The 19,143-nt window shown below is 69.5% G+C and carries 20 protein-coding genes and 1 pseudogene; 5 read left to right on the top strand and 16 right to left on the bottom strand.

Annotated features, from left to right (window positions below; genetic code table 11):
* Window positions 1-165: 165 nt before the first annotated feature.
* The 8 genes from ACFVM3_RS05565 to ACFVM3_RS05530 form a co-directional block, all read right to left on the bottom strand.
* Entirely contained in the window at window positions 166-993 is an 828-nt protein-coding gene (locus ACFVM3_RS05565) for a carbohydrate ABC transporter permease (RefSeq protein WP_378435852.1), read from the bottom strand.
* Between the two features lie 2 nt (window positions 994-995).
* Window positions 996-1,889, bottom strand: coding sequence for a carbohydrate ABC transporter permease (locus ACFVM3_RS05560; RefSeq protein WP_378435850.1), 894 nt, complete (start codon window positions 1,887-1,889; stop codon window positions 996-998).
* The gene (locus tag ACFVM3_RS05555; RefSeq protein WP_378435848.1) at window positions 1,886-2,647 is read right to left on the bottom strand and encodes a DeoR/GlpR family DNA-binding transcription regulator; all 762 of its coding nucleotides are present in this window, start codon (window positions 2,645-2,647) and stop codon (window positions 1,886-1,888) included. Before ACFVM3_RS05555 ends, ACFVM3_RS05560 begins: the two co-directional genes overlap by 4 nt.
* Before the next feature lie 149 nt (window positions 2,648-2,796).
* The gene (locus ACFVM3_RS05550) at window positions 2,797-3,978 is read right to left on the bottom strand and encodes an RNA polymerase sigma factor (protein ID WP_378435846.1); all 1,182 of its coding nucleotides are present in this window, start codon (window positions 3,976-3,978) and stop codon (window positions 2,797-2,799) included.
* 5 nt (window positions 3,979-3,983) lie between these two features.
* Window positions 3,984-4,337: a YciI family protein gene (locus tag ACFVM3_RS05545; protein ID WP_378435844.1), complete on the bottom strand. Its 354-nt coding sequence runs from the start codon at window positions 4,335-4,337 to the stop codon at window positions 3,984-3,986.
* A 27-nt stretch (window positions 4,338-4,364) separates the two neighbouring features.
* Window positions 4,365-6,185, bottom strand: a complete 1,821-nt coding sequence (glmS, locus tag ACFVM3_RS05540; RefSeq protein ID WP_378435843.1) for a glutamine--fructose-6-phosphate transaminase (isomerizing) — start codon at window positions 6,183-6,185, stop codon at window positions 4,365-4,367.
* A gap of 42 nt (window positions 6,186-6,227) precedes the next feature.
* Window positions 6,228-6,500, bottom strand: a complete 273-nt coding sequence (locus ACFVM3_RS05535; protein ID WP_034324749.1) for a hypothetical protein — start codon at window positions 6,498-6,500, stop codon at window positions 6,228-6,230.
* A gap of 56 nt (window positions 6,501-6,556) precedes the next feature.
* Window positions 6,557-7,633 (bottom strand): M20 family metallopeptidase, encoded by a 1,077-nt coding sequence (locus ACFVM3_RS05530; protein ID WP_378435841.1) that lies wholly within the window; start codon window positions 7,631-7,633, stop codon window positions 6,557-6,559.
* Between the two features lie 36 nt (window positions 7,634-7,669).
* Between ACFVM3_RS05530 and ACFVM3_RS05525 the strand changes: the two genes are divergently transcribed.
* Window positions 7,670-8,857, top strand: coding sequence for a cytochrome P450 (locus ACFVM3_RS05525; protein WP_378435839.1), 1,188 nt, complete (start codon window positions 7,670-7,672; stop codon window positions 8,855-8,857).
* 4 nt (window positions 8,858-8,861) lie between these two features.
* Here ACFVM3_RS05525 and ACFVM3_RS05520 read toward each other — a convergent pair whose 3' ends face one another.
* Window positions 8,862-10,424, bottom strand: coding sequence for an adenylate/guanylate cyclase domain-containing protein (locus ACFVM3_RS05520; RefSeq protein WP_378435837.1), 1,563 nt, complete (start codon window positions 10,422-10,424; stop codon window positions 8,862-8,864).
* A gap of 61 nt (window positions 10,425-10,485) precedes the next feature.
* Window positions 10,486-11,184 carry a MerR family transcriptional regulator gene (locus ACFVM3_RS05515; RefSeq protein ID WP_378435835.1) on the bottom strand — a complete coding sequence of 233 codons (699 nt, stop codon included), beginning with the start codon at window positions 11,182-11,184 and terminating at the stop codon, window positions 10,486-10,488.
* Window positions 11,185-11,264: 80 nt separating this feature from the next.
* Between ACFVM3_RS05515 and ACFVM3_RS05510 the strand changes: the two genes are divergently transcribed.
* The 3 genes and pseudogenes from ACFVM3_RS05510 (at window position 11,265) to ACFVM3_RS05500 (ending at window position 13,853) form a co-directional block, all read left to right on the top strand.
* Window positions 11,265-11,735 (top strand): DUF6194 family protein, encoded by a 471-nt coding sequence (locus ACFVM3_RS05510; protein ID WP_378435834.1) that lies wholly within the window; start codon window positions 11,265-11,267, stop codon window positions 11,733-11,735.
* A 21-nt stretch (window positions 11,736-11,756) separates the two neighbouring features.
* A pseudogene (locus ACFVM3_RS05505) lies at window positions 11,757-12,507 on the top strand (TioE family transcriptional regulator).
* 188 nt (window positions 12,508-12,695) lie between these two features.
* On the top strand, window positions 12,696-13,853 hold the full coding sequence (locus ACFVM3_RS05500) for a S1 family peptidase (protein WP_378435832.1): 1,158 nt from the start codon (window positions 12,696-12,698) through the stop codon (window positions 13,851-13,853).
* Between the two features lie 49 nt (window positions 13,854-13,902).
* On the opposite strand, the gene ACFVM3_RS05495 is transcribed toward ACFVM3_RS05500, so the two are convergent.
* Genes ACFVM3_RS05495 through ACFVM3_RS05480 form a run of 4 tightly spaced genes read right to left on the bottom strand, consistent with a single transcriptional unit; the run spans window position 13,903 to window position 16,461 of the window.
* A complete protein-coding gene (locus ACFVM3_RS05495; RefSeq protein ID WP_378435830.1) occupies window positions 13,903-14,385 on the bottom strand; it encodes a DinB family protein in 483 nt (160 codons plus the stop codon).
* Between the two features lie 36 nt (window positions 14,386-14,421).
* A complete protein-coding gene (locus tag ACFVM3_RS05490) occupies window positions 14,422-15,393 on the bottom strand; it encodes an alpha/beta fold hydrolase (protein ID WP_378435828.1) in 972 nt (323 codons plus the stop codon).
* Between the two features lie 13 nt (window positions 15,394-15,406).
* Window positions 15,407-15,871 (bottom strand): DinB family protein, encoded by a 465-nt coding sequence (locus ACFVM3_RS05485; RefSeq protein ID WP_378435827.1) that lies wholly within the window; start codon window positions 15,869-15,871, stop codon window positions 15,407-15,409.
* Entirely contained in the window at window positions 15,868-16,461 is a 594-nt protein-coding gene (locus ACFVM3_RS05480; RefSeq protein ID WP_378435825.1) for a class I SAM-dependent methyltransferase, read from the bottom strand. Before ACFVM3_RS05480 ends, ACFVM3_RS05485 begins: the two co-directional genes overlap by 4 nt.
* A gap of 68 nt (window positions 16,462-16,529) precedes the next feature.
* Here ACFVM3_RS05480 and ACFVM3_RS05475 point away from each other — a divergent pair, with 68 nt between their 5' ends.
* On the top strand, window positions 16,530-17,099 hold the full coding sequence (locus tag ACFVM3_RS05475) for a helix-turn-helix domain-containing protein (protein ID WP_378435823.1): 570 nt from the start codon (window positions 16,530-16,532) through the stop codon (window positions 17,097-17,099).
* Between the two features lie 229 nt (window positions 17,100-17,328).
* Here ACFVM3_RS05475 and ACFVM3_RS05470 read toward each other — a convergent pair whose 3' ends face one another.
* Together ACFVM3_RS05470 and ACFVM3_RS05465 are read right to left on the bottom strand one after the other, a co-directional pair.
* Window positions 17,329-17,931 (bottom strand): response regulator, encoded by a 603-nt coding sequence (locus ACFVM3_RS05470; protein WP_378435821.1) that lies wholly within the window; start codon window positions 17,929-17,931, stop codon window positions 17,329-17,331.
* Window positions 17,928-19,031, bottom strand: a complete 1,104-nt coding sequence (locus tag ACFVM3_RS05465) for a sensor histidine kinase (RefSeq protein ID WP_378436063.1) — start codon at window positions 19,029-19,031, stop codon at window positions 17,928-17,930. Before ACFVM3_RS05465 ends, ACFVM3_RS05470 begins: the two co-directional genes overlap by 4 nt.
* Window positions 19,032-19,143: the final 112 nt, after the last annotated feature.

Here is a 19,143-nt window from a genome sequence, read left to right as displayed (position 1 = left end):
CCAAACGCGACCACAGTCGCACCATGCGGCTACACAGGAACCGTTCGTCGCCGAAATACGGCAACAGCCCGCCCTAGACCACAGCCCACCCGCGACCACACCACACACCGGCCCGCCAGTAGCCACGGAACCCCTCGCCACCCAATGACAACGCCGCCGCGAGCGTCAGGCCCGTGGCGCGCCCCGCATCACGCCGTCGACCACCTTCCTGGCCAGCAGGATGAACAGCACGATCACGGGAAGCACACCGATCGTGGCCGCGGTGAGCATCAGCGAGTAGTCGGTGAAGTAGCCGCTCGCCAGCCGCGACAGCGCCACCTGGACGGTCGGATGCGCGTTGGGGTCGAGCACGATCAGCGGCCAGAAGAAGTCGTTCCACGCGGTCATGAACGTCAGCATCGCGAGCACGGCGGCCTGGGGGCGGATGGCGGGCATGGCGACGTGCCAGAACAGCCGGGCCGTCGAACAGCCGTCGACACGTCCGGCGTCGAGCAGTTCACCGGGGATCGCCTCTTCGCACGCCTGCCGCATCCAGAACACGCTGAACGCGCCGATCAACCCCGGCACGATCACCGCCTCCAGTCGTCCGTACCAGCCGAGTTCCCCGACCACGAGGTAGAGCGGGATGACGCCGAGCTGGGCAGGCACCATGGCGGTACCGATGACGACCAGGAAGAGCGAGTCTCGGCCCGGGAAGCGCAGCCGCGCGAAAGCGAATCCGGCCATGCTGGAGAGCAGCACGTTCGACACGGTCACCGTGCCGGCGACGATCAGCGAGTTCTGCATCGCCAGCCAGAAGTCGACGGTCTCGAAGACCCTGCCCACGTTCTCGATCAGGTTGCCGCCGGGCAGCAGCGGCGGCGTGGTCTCGCCGAGCGCGGAATTGTCCTTCGAGGACACCACGAACGACCAGTACAACGGGAAGATCGACGCGACGGCAACGGCGAGCAGCAGTCCGTAGACGACGAAGCCGGTCCGTTCCCTGGCCGCCACGGTCACTCACCGCCCCGCATCCGGCGCACGAGCGAGAAGTTGACCAGCGCGAACACGGCCGAGCACAGGAACAGCAACCACGCGATGGCCGCCGCGTATCCGGCGTCGAACTCGCCGAATCCCTTTTCGTACAGGTACATGGCGAGGGTCTGGAACTGCCGGTCGGCGCCACCCGTCCCGTTGATCCCGGTGTCGTCGAACAACTGTGGCTCGGCGAACAGCTGCAACCCGCCGATCGTCGAGATGACGACGGTGAAGGCGATGGTCGGGCGGATCGCGGGCACGGTGATGGACCAGAAGGTCCGCCAGCGCGAGGCCCCGTCGAGCATCGCGGCGTCATAGCGTTCCTGCGGCACGGATTGCATGGCCGCGAGATAGAGCAGCGCGTTGTAGCCGGTCCAGCGCCACATCACCATCGTGCTCACCGCGACGTGCGAGGCGAACCGGTCCGAACGCCAGTCCACCGGATCGAGCCCCACCAGGCCCAGCGCCCAGTTGACGACGCCGTAGTCCTCGGCGAACAGCTGGCTGAACACCAGCGCCACCGCGACCACCGAGACGACGTTGGGCAACAGCACACTCGCCCGCCACAGGGTCCGCGCCCGCAGGGGACGGTCGAGCAGCGCGGCGAGCCCGAGCGCGGCCAGCAGTTGCGGGACGGTCGAAAGGACGAAGATGCTGACCGTGTTGAAGAGCGCGTTGTAGAAATACGGATCCTGGAGCAGGACGGCGAAGTTGCCGAGCCCGGCGAACCCGGTGTCACCGTTGACCAGATGCCAGTGGTGCAGCGCCACCCAGGCGGTGTAGAGCAACGGGAAAAGACCGAACACGCCGAAGAGGACGTAGAACGGCGCTGTCATCAGATATCCGGCGAGCCGCTCGCCCCTACGCTTCAAACGATGATCACCTTGACGCCTGCCCGGCCGATGTCGTCGATCTCCCGGGGTTCGGCCCCGCTGTCGGTGATCAGGGTGTCGACGTCGCAAAGGCCCCCGAACCGGGCGAAATGGTCGTCACCGATCTTCGTGTGATCGGCCAGCAGCACCGTCCGCCGGGCGGACGCGATGGCCGCGCGCTTCACCATCGCCTCGGCGGTGTCCGGGGTGGTGAGCCCCCGCTCGACGGAAAGACCGTTGGTGCCGAGGAAAGCGACGTCCACGTAAGTGTCTTTGAGAGCGTCGAGCGCCCAGCCGTCGACCGACGCCATGGTGTGGCCACGCAGTCGTCCGCCGACCAGCATCAGCGTGACGCCGGGCCGGTTGGCGAGCGTGAACGCGTTCGGCAGTGAAGGCGTCACCACGGTCAGCCCGCGATCGGCGGGGACGAGGTTCGCCAGCCGGGCCACCGTGGTGCCCGAGTCCAGCAGGATCGCGCCCCCGTCGGGGATCTGCTCCAGCGCCGCGGCGGCGATGCGGTCCTTTTCCGCGCTCATCACCGCGTCGCGGGCGTCAAGCCCCGGCTCTATGCCCAGCCGCTCGACGGGGATCGCGCCGCCGTGCACCCGCCGCACCACACCGCTGCGCTCCAGCGCCGTCAGGTCACGCCGGACAGTCTCGCTGGTGATCTCGAAAGCCGCCGCCAGCGTCGCCACGTCGACCCGGCCGTTCTTCCGGGCCTGCTTGAGGATGGCGCGTTGCCGCTCTTCGGCGTACAACGGTCACCTCCTGCCCTGGCGGATGAGCGGTCATCGCGACAATAGTTGGTTTCTCCCCGGTCCGACAACGGAACCCCTCACCCGGAACGCGACGCTCTGTCCATTGAGGACACAACGGGCGCGGCGTTTTCGTCGGCGGTTGCCCGAAACTACGACAGGACTACCCGTTTGGCCCGTAGGAAGGCCCGTTCCGTGTCGTTGGTGGCCAAGGCGATCGCCTCGTCGTAGGCCGCGACGGCGTCCGAGGTCCGGCCGAGACGCGACAGCAGGTTCGCCCGCGTGGCGGGCAGATGGTGATACCCGGGCAGGTCCAGTCCCTCGATCCCGGCCAGTGCCGCCGCCGGGCCGTGCACCTCGGCGACGGCGACCGCGCGGTTGAGCGCGACGACCGGCGTCGGGGTGAACCGCCACAGCTGGTCGTAGAGCGCCAGCACCTGGGTCCAGTCGGTCGACTCGCCGTCCGTGTGCACGGCGTTGATCGCGGCCTGCACCTGGTACGGGCCCGGACGGGCGAGGCGCAGGCATCGCCGCACCAGTTCGTGCCCCTCGGCGATCAGTTCCCGGTTCCACAGCGACCGGTCCTGCTCCGCGAGCACCACCAGCTCACCGGAAGGCCCCACTCGCGCGGGGCGCCGGGCCTCGGTGAGCAGAAGCAGCGCCAGCAGCCCGATCACCTCCGGTTCGTCGGGCATCAGATCGGCGAGCGCCCTCGTCAGGCGCACCGCCTCCACGCACAGGTCCGTCCGCAACAGGTCGCCCGACGTGGACGTGTACCCCTCGTTGAAGACCAGGTAGAGCACGGTGAGCACGGAGTCCAGCCGATCCGGCAGTTCACCGCTGCCCGGCACCCGATACGGAATACCCGCGTCGCGGATCTTCTTCTTCGCGCGGACGATCCGCTGGGCCACCGTCGATTCCGGGACGAGGTACGCCCGCGCGATCTCCCCCACCTCCAGCCCGCCGATCAGGCGCAAGGTGAGCGCGGTCCGCGCGAGCGGCGAAAGCGCCGGATGGCAGCAGGTGAAGATCATGCGGAGCTGGTCGTCGCGCACGGGCCCAGCCTCCTGCGGCTCGTCCTGGAAGTGCAGGAGCAGCGCCTGGGCGTGCCGGGCCTCGCGGGTGGATTCCCGGCGAAGGCGGTCGATCGCGCGGTTGCGGGCGGTGGTCACGATCCACGCGCCCGGATTGGGCGGCGTTTCCGCCCACTTCTCCACCGCCGTCGCGAAGGCGTCCTGAACCGCCTCCTCGGCGAGCGTGATGTCGCCGAGGAGGCGGGTCAAGGTGGCCACGCACCGGCCGTACTCCGCCCGGTAGATGCCGTCGAGATCCATCGGCGTCAAACCGACGGGTCGCCGAACGGCCGCACTTCGATCGGCTGTCCGCAGGCGAGCGCGCATTTCTCCGCCCAGGCCAGCGCCTGGTCGAGGTCGTCGACCTGGATCACCCAGAAGCCGCCGAGCTGTTCCTTCGTCTCGGCGAACGGCCCGTCGGTGATCGTGACCTTGCCGCCTTCGGGACGGACGACCGTGGAGACGTCCGAGTGCTCCAGCCCGCCCACGAAGACCCAGGACCCGGCGGCCTTCATCTCGTCGGTGACCTTGCCGGTCCTGGCGAGCATCGCCCGGACCTCTTCCTCGGGCGCGTCCCGTTCGCTCTCGTCGAACTGGACGGCGAGCAGGTACTGCCTCATGACGGACCCCTTCGACGGCTCAGGAGATCATTCCACGGTGACGGACTTCGCGAGGTTACGCGGTTTGTCGATGTCGTGACCGAGGATCAGCGCCGCGTGGTAGGCCAGCAGCTGCAACGGAATGGTCAGCAGGATCGGGTCGAGTTCCGGCTCCGAACGCGGGACCACGAACCGCGGCACGTCGAGATCGCCGAAGTCCACGTCGTCGTGGGTGATCGCCAGCACCTGCCCTTTGCGCGCCTTGATCTGCTGCATCGCGGCCAGGTTGCGGTCGGCGAGATCGTCGGACGGCACGATCGCGACGGTCGGCAGTTCCTCGTCGATCAGCGCGAGCGGGCCGTGCTTGAGTTCCGAGGTCTGATAGGCCTCCGCGTGCCGGTACGAGATCTCCTTGAACTTCTGCGCGCCCTCCCGCGCCACCGGGAAACCGCGGACCCGGCCGATGAAGAACAGGCTCCGCGCGTCCGCGCAGATCTTGGCGTGCTCGGCGATCCGGTCCTCGGCCTCGACGATGGCCGCGACCTGCTTCGGCAACGCGCGCAGTGCCGCGACGATGCGCTGTCCGTCCGCGTTGGACAGATCGCGGACGCGGCCCAGCGCCAGCGCGATCATCGCGAACCCGACGGCCATGTTGGTGAGCGCCTTGGTCGAAGCGACGGCGATCTCCGGGCCGGCGTGCAGGTACAGGCCACCGTCGCAGGCCCGCGCGATCGTCGATCCGACGACGTTCACGAGGCCGACCACCCGGCCGCCCTTGCGTTTGACCTCTTCGACGGCGAACGCGGTGTCCGCCGTCTCGCCGGACTGGCTGACCGCGATGTAGAGGGTGTCCGCTTCGATGATGGGGTTGCGGTAGCGGAACTCCGACGCGGCCTCCGCGTCGGCCGGGACCCGAGCCAGGTCCTCGATCATGGTGGCGCCGATCTGGCCCGCGTAGTACGCCGAACCGCAGCCGAGGATCTTCACCCTCGCGAAGCCGCGCAGGTCACGGGGAGTCAGGTTCAGACCGTCCAAACGGGACACTCCGAACCGGTCGTCCAGCCGCCCCCGGATCATCCGCTCCAGGCATTCCGGCTGCTCCTGGATCTCCTTGTACATGTAGTGCTTGTGGCCGCCGAGGTCGAGGTCGTCGGCCTGGATGTCGATCGCCGTCGCGGCCTTGCCGGTGTCGCTCTCGTCGACGGTGAAGGTGCGGTAGCCGGTGGCCGAGACGCTGGCGAACTCGCCGTCGTCGAGATGCACCACCTGCGAGGTGTGCCGAACCAGCGCGGACAGGTCGCTGGCCACGAACATCTCCCGGTCGCCGACGCCGATGATCAGCGGCGAACCGTTCCGCGCGACCACGACCCGGTCAGGGTGCCCGGTGTCGGTGACGGCGATGGCGTAGGTGCCGGTGACGCGGGAGACTGCCTCGACGACCGCGTCTTCCAGTGTCTTGGCGCTCGACCGCGCGACCAGGTGGGCGAGCACCTCGGTGTCGGTCTCGGACGAAAGGGTCACCCCCGCCTGGGTGAGCTGCTCGCGCAGGGCGTCGGCGTTGTCGATGATCCCGTTGTGCACCACGGAGATCCGGCCGTCCTCGGAGACGTGCGGATGGGCGTTCGCCTCGGTCGCCGGGCCGTGCGTCGCCCACCTCGTGTGCCCGATACCGACCTTGCCCGCGAGCCGCTTGGGCAGGGCGGCCGTCAGATTCCGCACCCGCCCCACGATCCGGTGCACCTGGGCGCCTTTACCGCCCAGGACGGAGATCCCGGCGGAGTCGTAGCCGCGGTACTCCAGCCGCGTCAGCCCCTCGATCAGGATGGGGGCGGCGTTCTGGCCGCCGATGTAGCCGACGATTCCGCACATGACGAGTCAACCTCACAAAAGAAAACGGACGGGCGTGGTCCGTCAGCCGTAGACGATGCGGCGCAGTTGCCGCTCGGACAGATCGGGAGGCGCGACGAGACGGCGGCTCAGCTCACCGGCGATACGAGGGAAGATCTCCGGGTTCTTCCTGCCCTCGGCCTGCAACCGGGCATGCCGCTCCCGGACGTACTGCTCGACCGGCTGCCGGTAGAACGCCAGGACGTCCTCGACGACGCGGGCGGCGATGGCCGTCGACAGACCCGTCGACAAGGCCACCTGCTCGACGATGTCCGCGTCCTCCACGGAGCCCATCATGCACATCAGGCTATCGAAACGCCAGTTCTTGCCCGAAATCGGGCAAGAACTGGCAGTCAGTGGCCCCGGATCGCCTTCACCAGCCCAGCGGCCAGCTCCGCCCGTTCCGCCATCGACTCGACCAGCAGGTACTCGTGATCGGCGTGCGCGCCGCCGCCGACGGCGCCGAGCCCGTCGAGGGTCGGGACGCCGATCGCGGCCGTGAGGTTGCCGTCGCTCCCGCCGCCGACGGCCACCCCGGCGACTCCTGGCAGCAGCCGTCGCGCGACGGCGAACAGGTCCGCGGCGGCCCACTCGGGCATCGGCGGCCGGTGGATCCCGCCCCGCACCAGGAGTTCCGCCCCTCGTAGGCGCGGGGTGAGCGCGGCGAAACCGGCTTCGACGCGTTCCTTCTCCTCTGCGGACTCGACCCGCACGTCGACCACGACGGTCGCGGACGCGGGCACGACGTTGCTCGCCGTTCCCGCCGAGGCGACCGTCGGGGTGACGCTGGTCCCGGCCTCGGGCCGGTCGAGCGCGGCGATCGCCAGCACCTGATGCGCGGCTTCGGTCAGCGCGTTGACCCCGGCCGCGGGTTCGAGGCCGGCGTGCGACGCCCGGCCGGTGACGACGACCTCGAACGTGCCGCAGCCCTTGCGTCCGATCTTGAGGCCGCCGCCGTCGGCCGCTCCTTCGAACACGAGCACCGCGCCGCACGCGCGGGCTCGTTCCTCGATGAGCGCGCGGGATTCGTGTGAGCCCGTCTCTTCGTCGGCCGTCACCAGGATCTCGACCCCGGTCGTGTCGCCGAGCGCGGCCAGGCCGTGGATCGCCTGCACCAGCCCACCGAGCATGTCGAACACCCCGGGCCCGGTCACCCGGCCGTCGGTCACCGCGAACGGTCGGCGGGCCAGTGTGCCGACCGGGAACACGGTGTCGTGGTGCCCGAGGATCAGCACGCGCGGTTCGCCGCCGCCGGACCACCGGACGTGCGGTCCCGCCGCGCTCTCCACCAGGCTCGCCGTGCCACCGAGTCGAGCCTCGACGAGGGCGGCGACCGCTTTGGCCGACGCCGTCAAAGCCTCGATGTCCCCCGAAGGCGACTCGATCTCGACGAGGGTCCGGAGGTCTTCGATCATCGCGTCGACAGTCATGCCGATACCTTCCCGCAGCCCCATAGGATCGAGGTCATGCTTGAGAACCTGCTCACGCCGGAGACCAGAGCCGATCCGTACCCGTTCTACCGTCAGGTCTTCGACCGCGGTCCGGTGTTCGAGGCCGCCGACCGGTTCTTTGTGGTCAGCGGGTTCGAAGAGGCGTCGGCGCTGCTGAAGAACCCCGCGTTCGGCCACACCGAGCCGGAGGTGCTGCCGGATCCGCACGAGAACGAGCCGGTCGACGAGCAGGGCCGGGTGATCCGCTCGTTCCTCGCCCTCGATCCACCCGATCACACGCGGCTGCGGCGGCTGGTCTCGAAGGCGTTCACGCCGAGGATGGTCGAGCAACTCGCCCCGAGAATCGAAGAACTGGCGAAGGAACTCGTGTCGAAAACGCTCGAAATGGGCGAATTCGACCTGATGACCGAGATCGCGAAACCGCTGCCGGTCGTCGTCATCAGCGAGTTGCTCGGAGTACCGCTTGCCGACCGCGACCGCTTCGAAGGCTGGTCGCACGCCATGGGGCGCGCACTCGACCCGGCCTTCCTGATCGCGAAGGAAACCGTCGCCGCGGCCGTCGCCGCCCGGCGCGAATTCGTCGCCTACTTCCGCGATCTGGCGAAGGAACGGCGGAAGCGGCCGACCGGCGACCTGTTCTCGGATCTGGTGTCGGTGTCCGACGAGGGCGACCGGCTCAGTGAAGGCGAGTTGGTGATCACCGCGATGCTCCTGCTGGTCGCCGGGCACGAGACGACGACCAACCTGATCGGCAACGGGGTCCTCGCGTTGCTGAACCATCCGGACCAGCACCGGAAACTGACCGAAGACCGCTCGAAGATCCCGAACGCGGTCGAGGAGATGCTCCGGTACGACTCTCCCGTCCAGCTGACCATGCGGCTGGCACTGCGGGACGCGACCGTCGGCGGCCGGTCCGTCGGCGAAGGCGCCCAGACGGTCGTGCTGCTGGGAGCGGCCAACCGCGACCCGCGCGCGTACGAGGACCCGGACCGCTTCGACGTCGACCGTCCCTCGCCGAGGCATCTCGCGCTGGGACAAGGGATCCACTTCTGTCTCGGCGCCCCGCTGGCACGACTGGAGGGCCGCACCGTGTTCGAGGCGCTGCTCGGCGCCGGCCGCGCCTTCCACCGGACCGCGGATCCGGTCTGGGTGAAGCAGGTGACGTTGCGCGGCCTCGAAAGCCTGCGGCTCGAATTCGCCTGACGGATCAGGACTTGGGTGTCGCGAGTGTCGTGGGCCGGCTGCGGCCCCGCAGGGTGACGTCCTCCGTCGCCTTCCACTGCACGGCCTCCTCCTCGGCCGCCGACTCGATCGCCGTCCACGAGGCGAGCAATCGGGCTTCGACGTTCTTCGCCAGTTCGGTCAGCCTGGCGGCTTCGTTGACCGGGTCACCGATCACCGTGTACTCGAACCGCCGCGGGTCGCCGACGTTCCCGGCGACCACCTCACCCGTCGCCACACCGATTCCCGCCGGGCATTCGGGTACCTCCGCCGCGAGCCTGCGCGAAATCGCCCGGGCCGCGGACAACGCGAGGGTCGCGTGGTCCTCCAGCCGGACAGGGGCGCCGAAGATCGCCAGCGCGGCGTCACCGACGAACTTGTTGACCAGCCCGTGATTGCGGTCGACCTCGTCGACCACCACCGCGAAGAACCGGTTGAGCAGGCCGACGACCTCCTCGGGCGGACGGCTCGCGGCCAGCGCGGTCGAACCGATCAGGTCGACGAACAACACCGACACCGTACGGACCGTGCCGCCGAGTTCGGCCGACGTGCGCATCGCCTCGCTCGCGACGTCCTCGCCGACGTGCCTGCCGAACAGGTCGCGCAAACGTTCGCGTTCGGCGAGACCGACGGCCATCCCGTTGAAACCCGCTTGCAGCAGACCGAGTTCGGTGCCGTCGTAGACCGGGATCTCCACGGCGAAGTCACCGGCCCGGACCCGGCCCAGCGCCTGCTGCACCGACCGGATCGGGTTCACCACGGCACGCGCGGTGAACACCGTCACCAGCAGACCGAAGACCAGTACGACGAGGCCGAGCGCGATGACCGAGACGGCGAGTTTCGTGGTCGACACGTCGCCGCGCACCCACGCCAGCACCGCCGTGACCACCAGCCCGGCCACCGGCACCCCGGTGCCGAGACACCAGAACAGCAGCATCCGCAGATTGACCCCGCCGCTGAGCGGCCGGTCCGGCGAAGTGCCCGCGAGAGCGAGAGCCGCGTACGGCCGCAGGATGAACTCCCCTGCCAGGTAAGCGATCGCGCAGACGACCACCCCAGCGAACGCGACCACGAGCAGCTCGGTGAGCACGACCCGCGGCTGCACCAGCGCGGCCAGCACACCGAACACCACGGTCGCGACGCCCCACAGCACGGCCTGGACCAACGTCAGGCGCAGTGGGACGCGGAGGCTGGCCGCGCGCTCCTCGTCGCTCGGCGGACGGCCGTCGGCGGCCCAGCGCAGCGTCCGCAACGCGCCGCGGGTGCCCCACAGCGCGCCCACGACGACGGCGGAGACCACGTAGACGGGGACCGCGATCGCGGTCACGCGGACCAGGTCGCCGGACATCCCGGGAGCGGGCATGAGCAGCGCCGCCAGCCCGACCACGACCAGCGCGCCGATGACGTTGGTCGCGATCAGCGTGCCGGTGAGCAGCCCTTGGACGCGACGGCGCAACACGGCCGGGTCCTGGTCGAGCGGGCCGAGCAGCCAGGAGCCGAACGGCCCCTGCCCTCGGCCCCGAACAGAGGAGTCGTTGTCTGGTCGCACCCGTGTCCCGCCGTTCACCCCGGTTTGAGTGAACGACTGTACACCGAAGCGGACGCGGCCGTCAGCGGACGGTGCCGGAGCCGGTCAGCACCCGGGAAAGTTCGGCGGTGCCGTCGAAAAGCGCCCGCGAGCGCGCCGCGATCCCGGCGTCCCTGGCGGCGAGCGCGGACGCGACGTCTTCCAGCCGCCGGGAGCGCCGCAGTTCCGGCATCAAGGCCCGAAGCGGCGCGACGCGGTAACCGGCCAGCCGCAGCTGCTGCACGATCCGCGCGTCCCGCACCTGGGAAGGTGTGTACCGCCGCGTCCCCCGCCCATCGCGGCCGGGGACGACGAGCCGTTCCGTGTCCCAGTGCCGCAGGGTCGACGGGCGCACGCCGAGCGCCGACGCCAGCTCGGAGACGCTCATCGAGTCCGATCCGCGCACGTCTTCGATCGGTTCGCGGGAGATCACCCGGACCGCTTCCCTTGCCTCGCGGAGATCCGCGCGTTCGGCGTCGAGCCCGGCGTGGGCGGCGTCGAGGAGCGCGAGCACGTCGGGGAATGGATCCCGGTGCACGGCGCGGACGATCTTCTTGGCCTCGACCGGCCCCACCCCGGCGGCGAACGCGCGGTAGGCCAGCGCGGACCGCAGGTGGATCTCGCCGTAGCTCCGGTAGCCCGAGGCCGTCCGCGACGCGGCCGGGAGCACGCCGTCGCGTTCGAGGTTGCGCACCTGCTGGACGGAGTACCCCGCCAGGCGCGCGACCTCCGCCGTACGCATCGATTTGAGACTTGACACCCGCACTCCGTCGAAAACCCGCCCGAACCCTCCATGAGCACTTTAATGCCACGCTTGAGCACATGAACATCGAAGAGATCATCGGCCTCGTCTCGGGCCTCGACGGCGTCCTCACCCTCACCCCCGGCCCTGGCGACGAATGGCCCGAACTCAGTTGGGGCGACGCTTTCTTCTACTACTCCCCCGACGGTGTCGTGCCGACGAACGTCCAGCCCTTCGCGACGATCGTGACCAAGAACTACCCCGGCGACGAGAGCTCGCGGCTGGACCGCCACGACACGTTCCGCGTGAACGTCCACGCGGGCAAGGAGGAGTTCACCCGACGGCTCGGCCACACCCCCAAGGAGACGACCCCGGCCGACGCGGCCGTCACCGACACCCTGATCGCCCACCCCGTGTACGGGACCGCGGGTTGGCTTGCGGTGGTGAACCCGGCGTCGAAGACCGAACCGGCCGTCCGCGAACTGCTGGAAACGGCGTACCGGCTGGCTCGGGCCCGTCACGAACGACGGGCGGATTCCTCTCGCGGTTAACGGAACGAATATCGTGGGGCGGTGGGCCGGAACCTTCAACCCCGTGAGCGGCTCAGGCCCGTCGACCTGGCACGCGAGCACGGCCTGTCCACACAAGCCGTCCGCAATTACGAGGCGGACGGCATCCTCCCCGCCGCCGAACGCGGTCCGCAGGGCTATCGCACCTACACGCCACTGCACGCGCGAGCCCTGCGCGCGTTCCTCGCCCTCGTGCCAGGGCACGGCCACGCGACGGCGACGTCGATCATGCGGGCGGTCAACCAGGACGCGGTCGAGGAGGCCCTCCGGCTCATCGACGAAAGCCACGCCCAGCTGCTCGACGATCGCCGCACCCTGCAGGCCGTCGCGGCCGCGCTCCGCGATCTCGAGCCCGTGGCGCAGGAGCGGGGCGAGATGTTCGTCGGCCCGCTGTCCCGGAAACTCGGCGTCCGGCCCGCCACGCTACGCGATTGGGAACGCGCGGGGCTTCTGCGGCCCGAACGCGACCCGAAGACCGGCTACCGCGTCTACAGCGCGGCCGACGTGCGCGACGCGAAACTGACCCATCAGCTCAGGCGCGGCGGCTATCTCCTGGAACGGATCGCGCCGGTGCTCGAGCAGGTCCGCTCGGCAGGCGGCGTCGTACCGCTCGAGTCGACGCTGCGCGACTGGCACTCGCGCCTCTCGGCGAGGGGCCGCGCCCTGCTCTCCGGTGCCGCCGCGCTGGAGAGCTACCTCGACCGTAGCGGCGCGCACTGACACTTTTGCGCCAATGGCACTTCCGCGCAATTGAATACGCGGGCAATTCACGGTCTCCGCATACGAAAGTAGGTCCGTGATCACGGATCCTACTTTCGGCGCTACGGCATGCCGTACGGGCGCTCGTACTGTGCGTGACGTCGAGATGAACCGCCCGGTCCCCTGCGCTTTCCGAACATATTCCGGCGGTTCGTCGTTCCCTCCTTATCGAAGGAAATTCGCATGCGAATTCGCGGACCCGTCATGCTCACCCTGCTGAGTGTCTGTGCCGGAATAGGCGCGCTCGCCGTGCCGGCGACCGCCGCGCCGGTCACCGCCTACGACCAGACGATGCTCGAAACCCTCGCCGCCCAGCTCAAGGTCAGCCCGCTTCAGGCCGCCAAGAAGCTGGACCACGAAAAGAACCTGATCGCGTCGCTGGACAGCGTCAGAACCCGCGGCCTCCACACGGACGGCGCGTACTTCGACGACGCCGGCGCCCTCGTGGTGAACGCCGACGCCGGCTCCGCCAAGGAACTCCGCTCGGCCGGGCTGACCCCGCGCACCGGCGCCCGCGGCGAGAACGCGCTGAACGCCCTGTCCGCCAAGGTCGGCACGGTGATCGGCAAGGACATCGGCCAGGTGCAGGCCTGGGGTCCGGAACTCGCGGCCGACCAGGTCGTGGTCACCGTGCAGCCGGGCGCCGACAGCGCCCTCGTCCGCCGCCTCACGGCGCTGCCCGGTGTGTCGGTCCAGACCGGTGTCGCCAACGGGAACACCACGCAGGCCGACGTCATCGCCGGTCAGATCATGGACCTCGTCCCCGGCACCAACTGCTCGCTCGGCTTCCCCGGCACCACCAGCAGCGGCAACAACGTGATGCTCACCGCCGGACACTGCGTCGAGGGCAACCCGGACGTCCTGAACCGCAACGGCGTCCACATCGGCCGCGGCGTCGCCACCCAGTTCCCGTCGGCCGACATGGGCCTGATGGACATCGACGCCGAGGACACCGGCCGCGGCTACGTGGACACCCGCATGGGCACCACGGTCCGGATCACCGGCAGCTCGAAGGCGCCGGTCGGCACCACGCTGTGCAAGGCGGGCAACACCACCGGCTGGACCTGCGGCAAGATCACCGCGTACAACCAGACCGTCCGCTACAGCGGCGAAAGCGTCGCCACCACCGGGCTGGCGAAGTCGACCGTCTGCACCGAGGGCGGCGACAGCGGCGGCGCGTACATCGCGGGCAACACCGCGCAGGGCATGACCTCCGGCGGCCCCGCCGACGGCCACGACTGCGGCTGGAACCAGGGCTCCAACGCCACCGGTTCGTACTCCTACTACCAGCCCGTCGTGGACGCGGCGAACAAGTACGGGGTCACGCTGACCCGCTCCTGACACACGGCGCGCGATGGCCGGGGAGCGCCCGCTCCCCGGCCATCGTCGTCTACCGGGAACCGAGGATCTGCTCGCGCAGGATGTCCGCGTGGCCGCCGTGCTGAGCGAGTTCACGCAGCATGTGCAGGTACACCCAGCGCAGCGGAAGCGGGCCGCGACGGTTCCCGTGCAGCAGGTCGTCCAGATCGAGGGCGGCCGCCGCCTTGCGCGACACCTCGCAGGCTTCGCGGTACGCCTGCCGCACGGAGTCGATCGTGTCCTCCTCATCGAGGATGAACGACTCGTCGGGTGTCTCGGGGAGGCCGATCTCGGTCCGCGGGCGGCAGGTGACGGCTTCGACGAACCACACCTTTTCCACGAAGGTCGCGTGCTTCACCAGGCCGAGCAGGGTCGTCCGGGAGGGGACGAGCGACCGGCGGGCCTCCTCCTCGGTCAGCCCTTCCAGCGACTCGTCGAGCACACGACGGTGCTCGTCGAGGAAGACCTCGAACTGTTCGCGGAACGGGTGGTTGAGCACTTCCAGCGTGGACATGCGGGAAGCATCGCAAAGGTTCTCGATCTTGGGCAACTACTTCAGGAAGCCGACCAGCTCGGCGCTCACGAACTCCGGGTTCTCCTCGGCGAGCCAATGTCCCGCCCTCGGCACCTCGACGGCGCGAGCCAGGTCGGCGACGCGAGGCGCGAGGGTGGCCTTCTGCGGTTCGAGCAGTCCTTCCGCGGTCATCAGCAGAGTGGGTGTCGTGATGGGCCTCGCGCCAGCGTTCGCGGTCGCGTCCTGCCCGAGCGTGCGGTAGAGCTCGAAACCGCCGTGCAGGACCTCCGGCCTCGTGTAGGTGCGGGCGTACTCGTCGATCTCGGCGTCGTCGAACGGAGACGGCGCCCCTGGTCCGCCGAAAGCCGTGCCGGAGTAGGCGACCTGAGGATAGAACAGGGACAGGTATTCGCGGACGTCGTCACCCACGACGGCTTCGGGAACCGTCTTCTGCGAGTGGAAGGCGATGTGCCAGCTCAGGTTCCGGTAGGCCGTCGCGTCGAGCGCGGGGCCGGGCAGCGGCAGATCGAGGTACGCGAGTTTGGTGAGATCGCCGGGGAACTGCGCCGCGTACTGGAACGCGACCGCGGCACCGAGATCGTGCCCGGCGATCCGGACGTCGCGCAGGCCGAGCCGTCCGGCGACGAGGCCGTGCACATAGCGGGCGAGGGTCGCCTTGTCGTAGCTGGGCGGCGAGCCGGCGCTGTCGCCGAGGCCCGGCAGGTCGAGGGCGTACACCGTGAAATGTTCGGCCAGCGCGGGCATGACCCGGTGCCAGCCGTACCAGGTCTGCGGCCAGCCGTGCAGCAGGACGAGCGGGGCGCCCTTGCCACCGGTGACGTAGTGCATCTTCACGCCGTCGACGTCGGCGAACTCGTGCCGGAACTGCCGCGCGAACTCCGCGTCGCCGCGGGTGACGTTCTCGTGGGGCGGTGCGGCGGCCGGGGGCGAACCGCAGGCCGTCAGCAGGACGAGGGCCGCGACGAACGCGGCGGCTCGGTGGAACATGGGGTTCTCCGTTTCAGCGCCCGGTGGCGCCATCGATCAGTTCGCGCAGGATGTCGGCGTGTCCCGCGTGCCGTGCGGTCTCTTCGATCAGGTGGGTCAGCGTCCAGCGCCGTGATCCCCGGCGGGGCCCGGTCGCGGCGAGGTCGTCCCATGACGCGATCTCGGCGTTCGCCTCGGCGACGGTTTCCCGGTAGGCGGCGAGAATCGACGCCGTCGTGTCGTCCGGGCCCGGTTGGAACGTCGCCTTCCAATCGGTGACGCGGTGGCCGAGCAGCCAGTGGCGTTCGACCTGGGTCAGGTGTTCGACCAGGCCCAGCAGATTCGTGCCGGACGGCACGCCGGGCGTACGCGCCCGGTCTTCCGGCACCCCTTCGGCCTTGGCCATGACCGCGGCGCGGAGATAGTCGAGGAACCCGACGAGGACTTCCTTCTCCCCGGCGCCCGTCGAAGGTGGCCCGGCGTCGCGTTCGCGGCTCATCGCGCGGTCCGCCGGAGAACCAGGATGTGGTCGGTGACGGTCGCGGTCCGGCCAGCCGGACCGGTGGCCAGGCGTTCCGCCGCCTCCGCGCGGTCGATCGACCAGTCCGCCGGGTCGAGCTTCAGTTCGGCCGCCACCTCACCGGGAGTGGGGTACTCGGCGTCCTGGTCCCACGACCAGGGCGCGGCGGAGCCGTGGTCGACCACGACCAGCCGCCCGCCGGGATTCACCGAACCCGCGGCGGTGCGCAGGACGCGGGACCTGTCCAGGTCGAACGGCGTGTGGAAGTACTGCGCCGACACCAGATCGAAGGTGCCGTCGGGGAAATCCACGGCGAGATCGACACGGAGCGCCGTGATCGGCTCGCCGCGTTCCTGGAGTGAGCGCACGGCCGCTCCTGAGATGTCGACCGCGGTCACCCGCCAGCCTCGGGCGGCCAGCCACAGCGCGTCTCCCCCGGCACCGCAGCCGAGGTCGAGCGCGGCGCCCGTGGCCAGCGGCCCCGCGATCTCGGCCAGTCTCGCGTTGACGTTCGGCGCTTCGGCGACGCGCCGTTCGTAGAGTTCGTCCCAGAATTCCCTCGCGTTCATGACCGCCACCTTCGCCCCGGAGCAGCCGAATTGGCACGAAAACTTGCCGACCTGGCAAGATCGGCGACATGGACGAGACGGACGAGGTACTGGGCGCGGTCGGCCCTCGGTTGCGGGCGCTGCGCAAACACCGGGGCCTGACCCTCGCCGAGCTGTCGACGACGACCGGGATCTCGGAAAGCACCTTGTCGCGGCTGGAAAGCGGCGGCCGTCGGCCCACGCTGGAGCTACTGCTGCCGCTGGCCCGCGTGCACGGCGTGCCGCTCGACGACCTCGTCGGCGCTCCCCGGACCGGCGATCCGCGGATCCACCTCAAACCGATCCACCGGCACGGTATGACGTTCCTACCGCTCACCCGGCGCGCCGGCGGGGTACAGGCGTTCAAGATGCTCATTCCCAGCCGGGCCGAACCGGCAGAACCCACACCGCAGACCCACGGCGGCTACGAATGGGTGTATGTCCTCAATGGACGGTTGCGGCTGGTGGTCGGCGACCGCGACATGGTGCTGCCGCCAGGAGAGGCCGCCGAGTTCGACACCGCGCTGCCGCATTGGCTCGGCTCGGCCGACGGGAAGGCCGTCGAAACCCTCGTCCTTTTCGGACCGCAGGGTGAACGCGCGCACGTCCGGGCGCACTAGGGCTCGAAGCCCGCGCCCACCGACGTTGCGAAAGCCACTTTCACAACGCTGAAGGTTGCGAAAGTGGCTTTCGCAACCTTCCACCTTTGCCTCACCTCTCAGTAGAACCCGAAACGCCACTCACCACCTCGGCGACCGGAGGCGAAGGCGCCTTTCACTGCATCAGACGCGGCGAAGGGAGCCTTCATCCCACCGCCGGCCACCCGCGAACCGACGTGCAGGACAGCGCCTAAAGCCAGTCATGCTCACGGGCGTACCTGGCGGCCTGGTGCCGGGTCTGTGTCTGGGTCTTCTGCATGGCGTTCGAGAGATAGTTCCGCACCGTGCCCTGCGCGAGGTGGAGCTGGGCGGCGATCTCGGCGACGGAATACCCCTCGCCGGTCACCCGCAGCACCTCCAGCTCCCGCTCGGTCAGGGGACAGTCGTCGACGACGGCGAGCGCGGAGACGTCCGGGTCGATCCAGCGCTTGCCCTGGTGCAGGGCACTGATGACGAACGTGATGTGCGACGGCTCGGCGGCCTTGCTCACGAAGCCCTGGACACCGAGTTTGAGTGCCTTGCGGAGCACCCCGGGTTTCGCGTGCCTGGTCAGCATGAGGATGACCTGGTTCGGCCGCGTGCGGCGGATCTCCGCGACCGCGCCCAGCCCGTCCACCCCTGGCATTTCGAGGTCGATGACGAGAACGTCGGGTTCGTGCCGCAAGGTGGCCTCGACGGCTTCCTCGCCGTTCTCCGCCTCGGCCAGGACGGTGATCTCGCCTTCGAGCGGGAGCAACGCGGCCATCGCCTTGCGCAACAGGGCTTCGTCGTCGGCGAGCACGACCGTGGTCATCGTTCCTCCCGGCGGGGAAAGGACGCGGCCGTCACGAACTGCCCGTCCTGCTGTTCCACCGTCAGTTCACCACCGTCCGCGACGACACGTTGTTCGAGCGCGGCCAGCCCCCGGAGTTCGGGCAGCGGCGCTCGCTGGGCACCGTCGTTGACGATACTGATGCTCCATTCCGACAGCGTGATCCGCACGCGGGTCGCCTGCGCGTGGCGCAGGATGTTGGTCGTGGTCTCGCGCAGGACCTGGCCGAGCAGCCTGCCCGCTTCCGGATCTACGTCCGCCTCCCGGTTGACGCGCACGCGGATCCCCGCGGCCTCGAAAAGGTTCCTCGCGTTCTCCAGTTCGGCGGAGAGGTTGAGCCGCCGCTGGGCGTAGGCGAGTTCCTTCGTCTGGGTGATCGTGTCGGACACGAGCGCGTGGATCTCCCCCAGTTCCTGTTTGGCCCGTTCGGCATCGATGTCCACCAGCTTCCTGGCGAGCGCGGTCTTGAGCTTCACCACGTGCAGCGTGTGGCCCTGGATGTCGTGCAGATCGCTCGCGAACCGGACGCGTTCCCGGATCACGGCCAGTTCCGCCTCCCGCTCGCGCGACTCCTCGAGATCCTTGACGACGTCGTAGAACCGCTTGTTGGGGAACATGAGCCCGAGCACGACGGCCGTGATCGCCGCCGGGACGAACACGAAACCGACCAGCTCACCGGAGACGTCCTCGTGGGAGACCAGCAGCCTCAGCGCACCCACCCCCGCGACGTACGCGACCAGCGCGACCGCCGCCGCCACCCGGTGGCGGGACAATTGCGGGACGACGAGGCAACCCACGAGGAAGACGCCGAAGAACGACGAACTCCCGCCGGCCACCAGCACCGAGAACGGCCATACGGCCGCCGTGACGACCAGGCACGGGATCGCCACCCGCAGGACCTCGCCCGCCGCCCACCGCACGAAGGCGACCATGGCCGCCAGCACGCCCGCGCCAAGGACGACCGCGTGCCACCAGGTCCGCGCGTCGGACGCGACCACGATCACCCCGCCGACGACCAGCAGCGGGAAGAACATGGTGAGGTTGAGCCGGCGCAGCCTGCCCTTCGCCGGCTCGGTGTCCACATCAGACATGAGTCCAGTATCGGCCCTCCGCCGCCGCGGACGACAGTGACACCACGTCATATCCGGGCATGACGTGACCGCACTGGTCGGCCCGCGTCCGAGCGGCTGAAAT

This window comes from Amycolatopsis sp. NPDC057786, assembly GCF_042797905.1.
Classification (GTDB): domain Bacteria; phylum Actinomycetota; class Actinomycetes; order Mycobacteriales; family Pseudonocardiaceae; genus Amycolatopsis.
Note: the sequence above shows the minus strand (reverse complement) of the source record. Positions and strands in the feature narration are given on the sequence as shown.

What these genes read in the sequence shown, in the direction of transcription:
- ACFVM3_RS05550 (WP_378435846.1), bottom strand. Translation starts at nt 3,978, where the DNA reads ATGGATCTCGACGGCATCTACCGGGCGGAGTACGGCCGGTGCGTGGCC.
- ACFVM3_RS05530 (WP_378435841.1), bottom strand. Translation starts at nt 7,633, where the DNA reads ATGACTGTCGACGCGATGATCGAAGACCTCCGGACCCTCGTCGAGATC.
- ACFVM3_RS05470 (WP_378435821.1), bottom strand. Translation starts at nt 17,931, where the DNA reads ATGACCACGGTCGTGCTCGCCGACGACGAAGCCCTGTTGCGCAAGGCG.
- ACFVM3_RS05480 (WP_378435825.1), bottom strand. Translation starts at nt 16,461, where the DNA reads ATGAACGCGAGGGAATTCTGGGACGAACTCTACGAACGGCGCGTCGCC.
- ACFVM3_RS05515 (WP_378435835.1), bottom strand. Translation starts at nt 11,184, where the DNA reads ATGCGTACGGCGGAGGTCGCGCGCCTGGCGGGGTACTCCGTCCAGCAG.
- ACFVM3_RS05500 (WP_378435832.1), top strand. Translation starts at nt 12,696, where the DNA reads ATGCGAATTCGCGGACCCGTCATGCTCACCCTGCTGAGTGTCTGTGCC.
- glmS (WP_378435843.1), bottom strand. Translation starts at nt 6,185, where the DNA reads ATGTGCGGAATCGTCGGCTACATCGGCGGCCAGAACGCCGCCCCCATC.
- ACFVM3_RS05475 (WP_378435823.1), top strand. Translation starts at nt 16,530, where the DNA reads ATGGACGAGACGGACGAGGTACTGGGCGCGGTCGGCCCTCGGTTGCGG.
- ACFVM3_RS05525 (WP_378435839.1), top strand. Translation starts at nt 7,670, where the DNA reads ATGCTTGAGAACCTGCTCACGCCGGAGACCAGAGCCGATCCGTACCCG.
- ACFVM3_RS05490 (WP_378435828.1), bottom strand. Translation starts at nt 15,393, where the DNA reads ATGTTCCACCGAGCCGCCGCGTTCGTCGCGGCCCTCGTCCTGCTGACG.
- ACFVM3_RS05495 (WP_378435830.1), bottom strand. Translation starts at nt 14,385, where the DNA reads ATGTCCACGCTGGAAGTGCTCAACCACCCGTTCCGCGAACAGTTCGAG.
- ACFVM3_RS05485 (WP_378435827.1), bottom strand. Translation starts at nt 15,871, where the DNA reads ATGAGCCGCGAACGCGACGCCGGGCCACCTTCGACGGGCGCCGGGGAG.
- ACFVM3_RS05535 (WP_034324749.1), bottom strand. Translation starts at nt 6,500, where the DNA reads ATGATGGGCTCCGTGGAGGACGCGGACATCGTCGAGCAGGTGGCCTTG.
- ACFVM3_RS05510 (WP_378435834.1), top strand. Translation starts at nt 11,265, where the DNA reads ATGAACATCGAAGAGATCATCGGCCTCGTCTCGGGCCTCGACGGCGTC.
- ACFVM3_RS05545 (WP_378435844.1), bottom strand. Translation starts at nt 4,337, where the DNA reads ATGAGGCAGTACCTGCTCGCCGTCCAGTTCGACGAGAGCGAACGGGAC.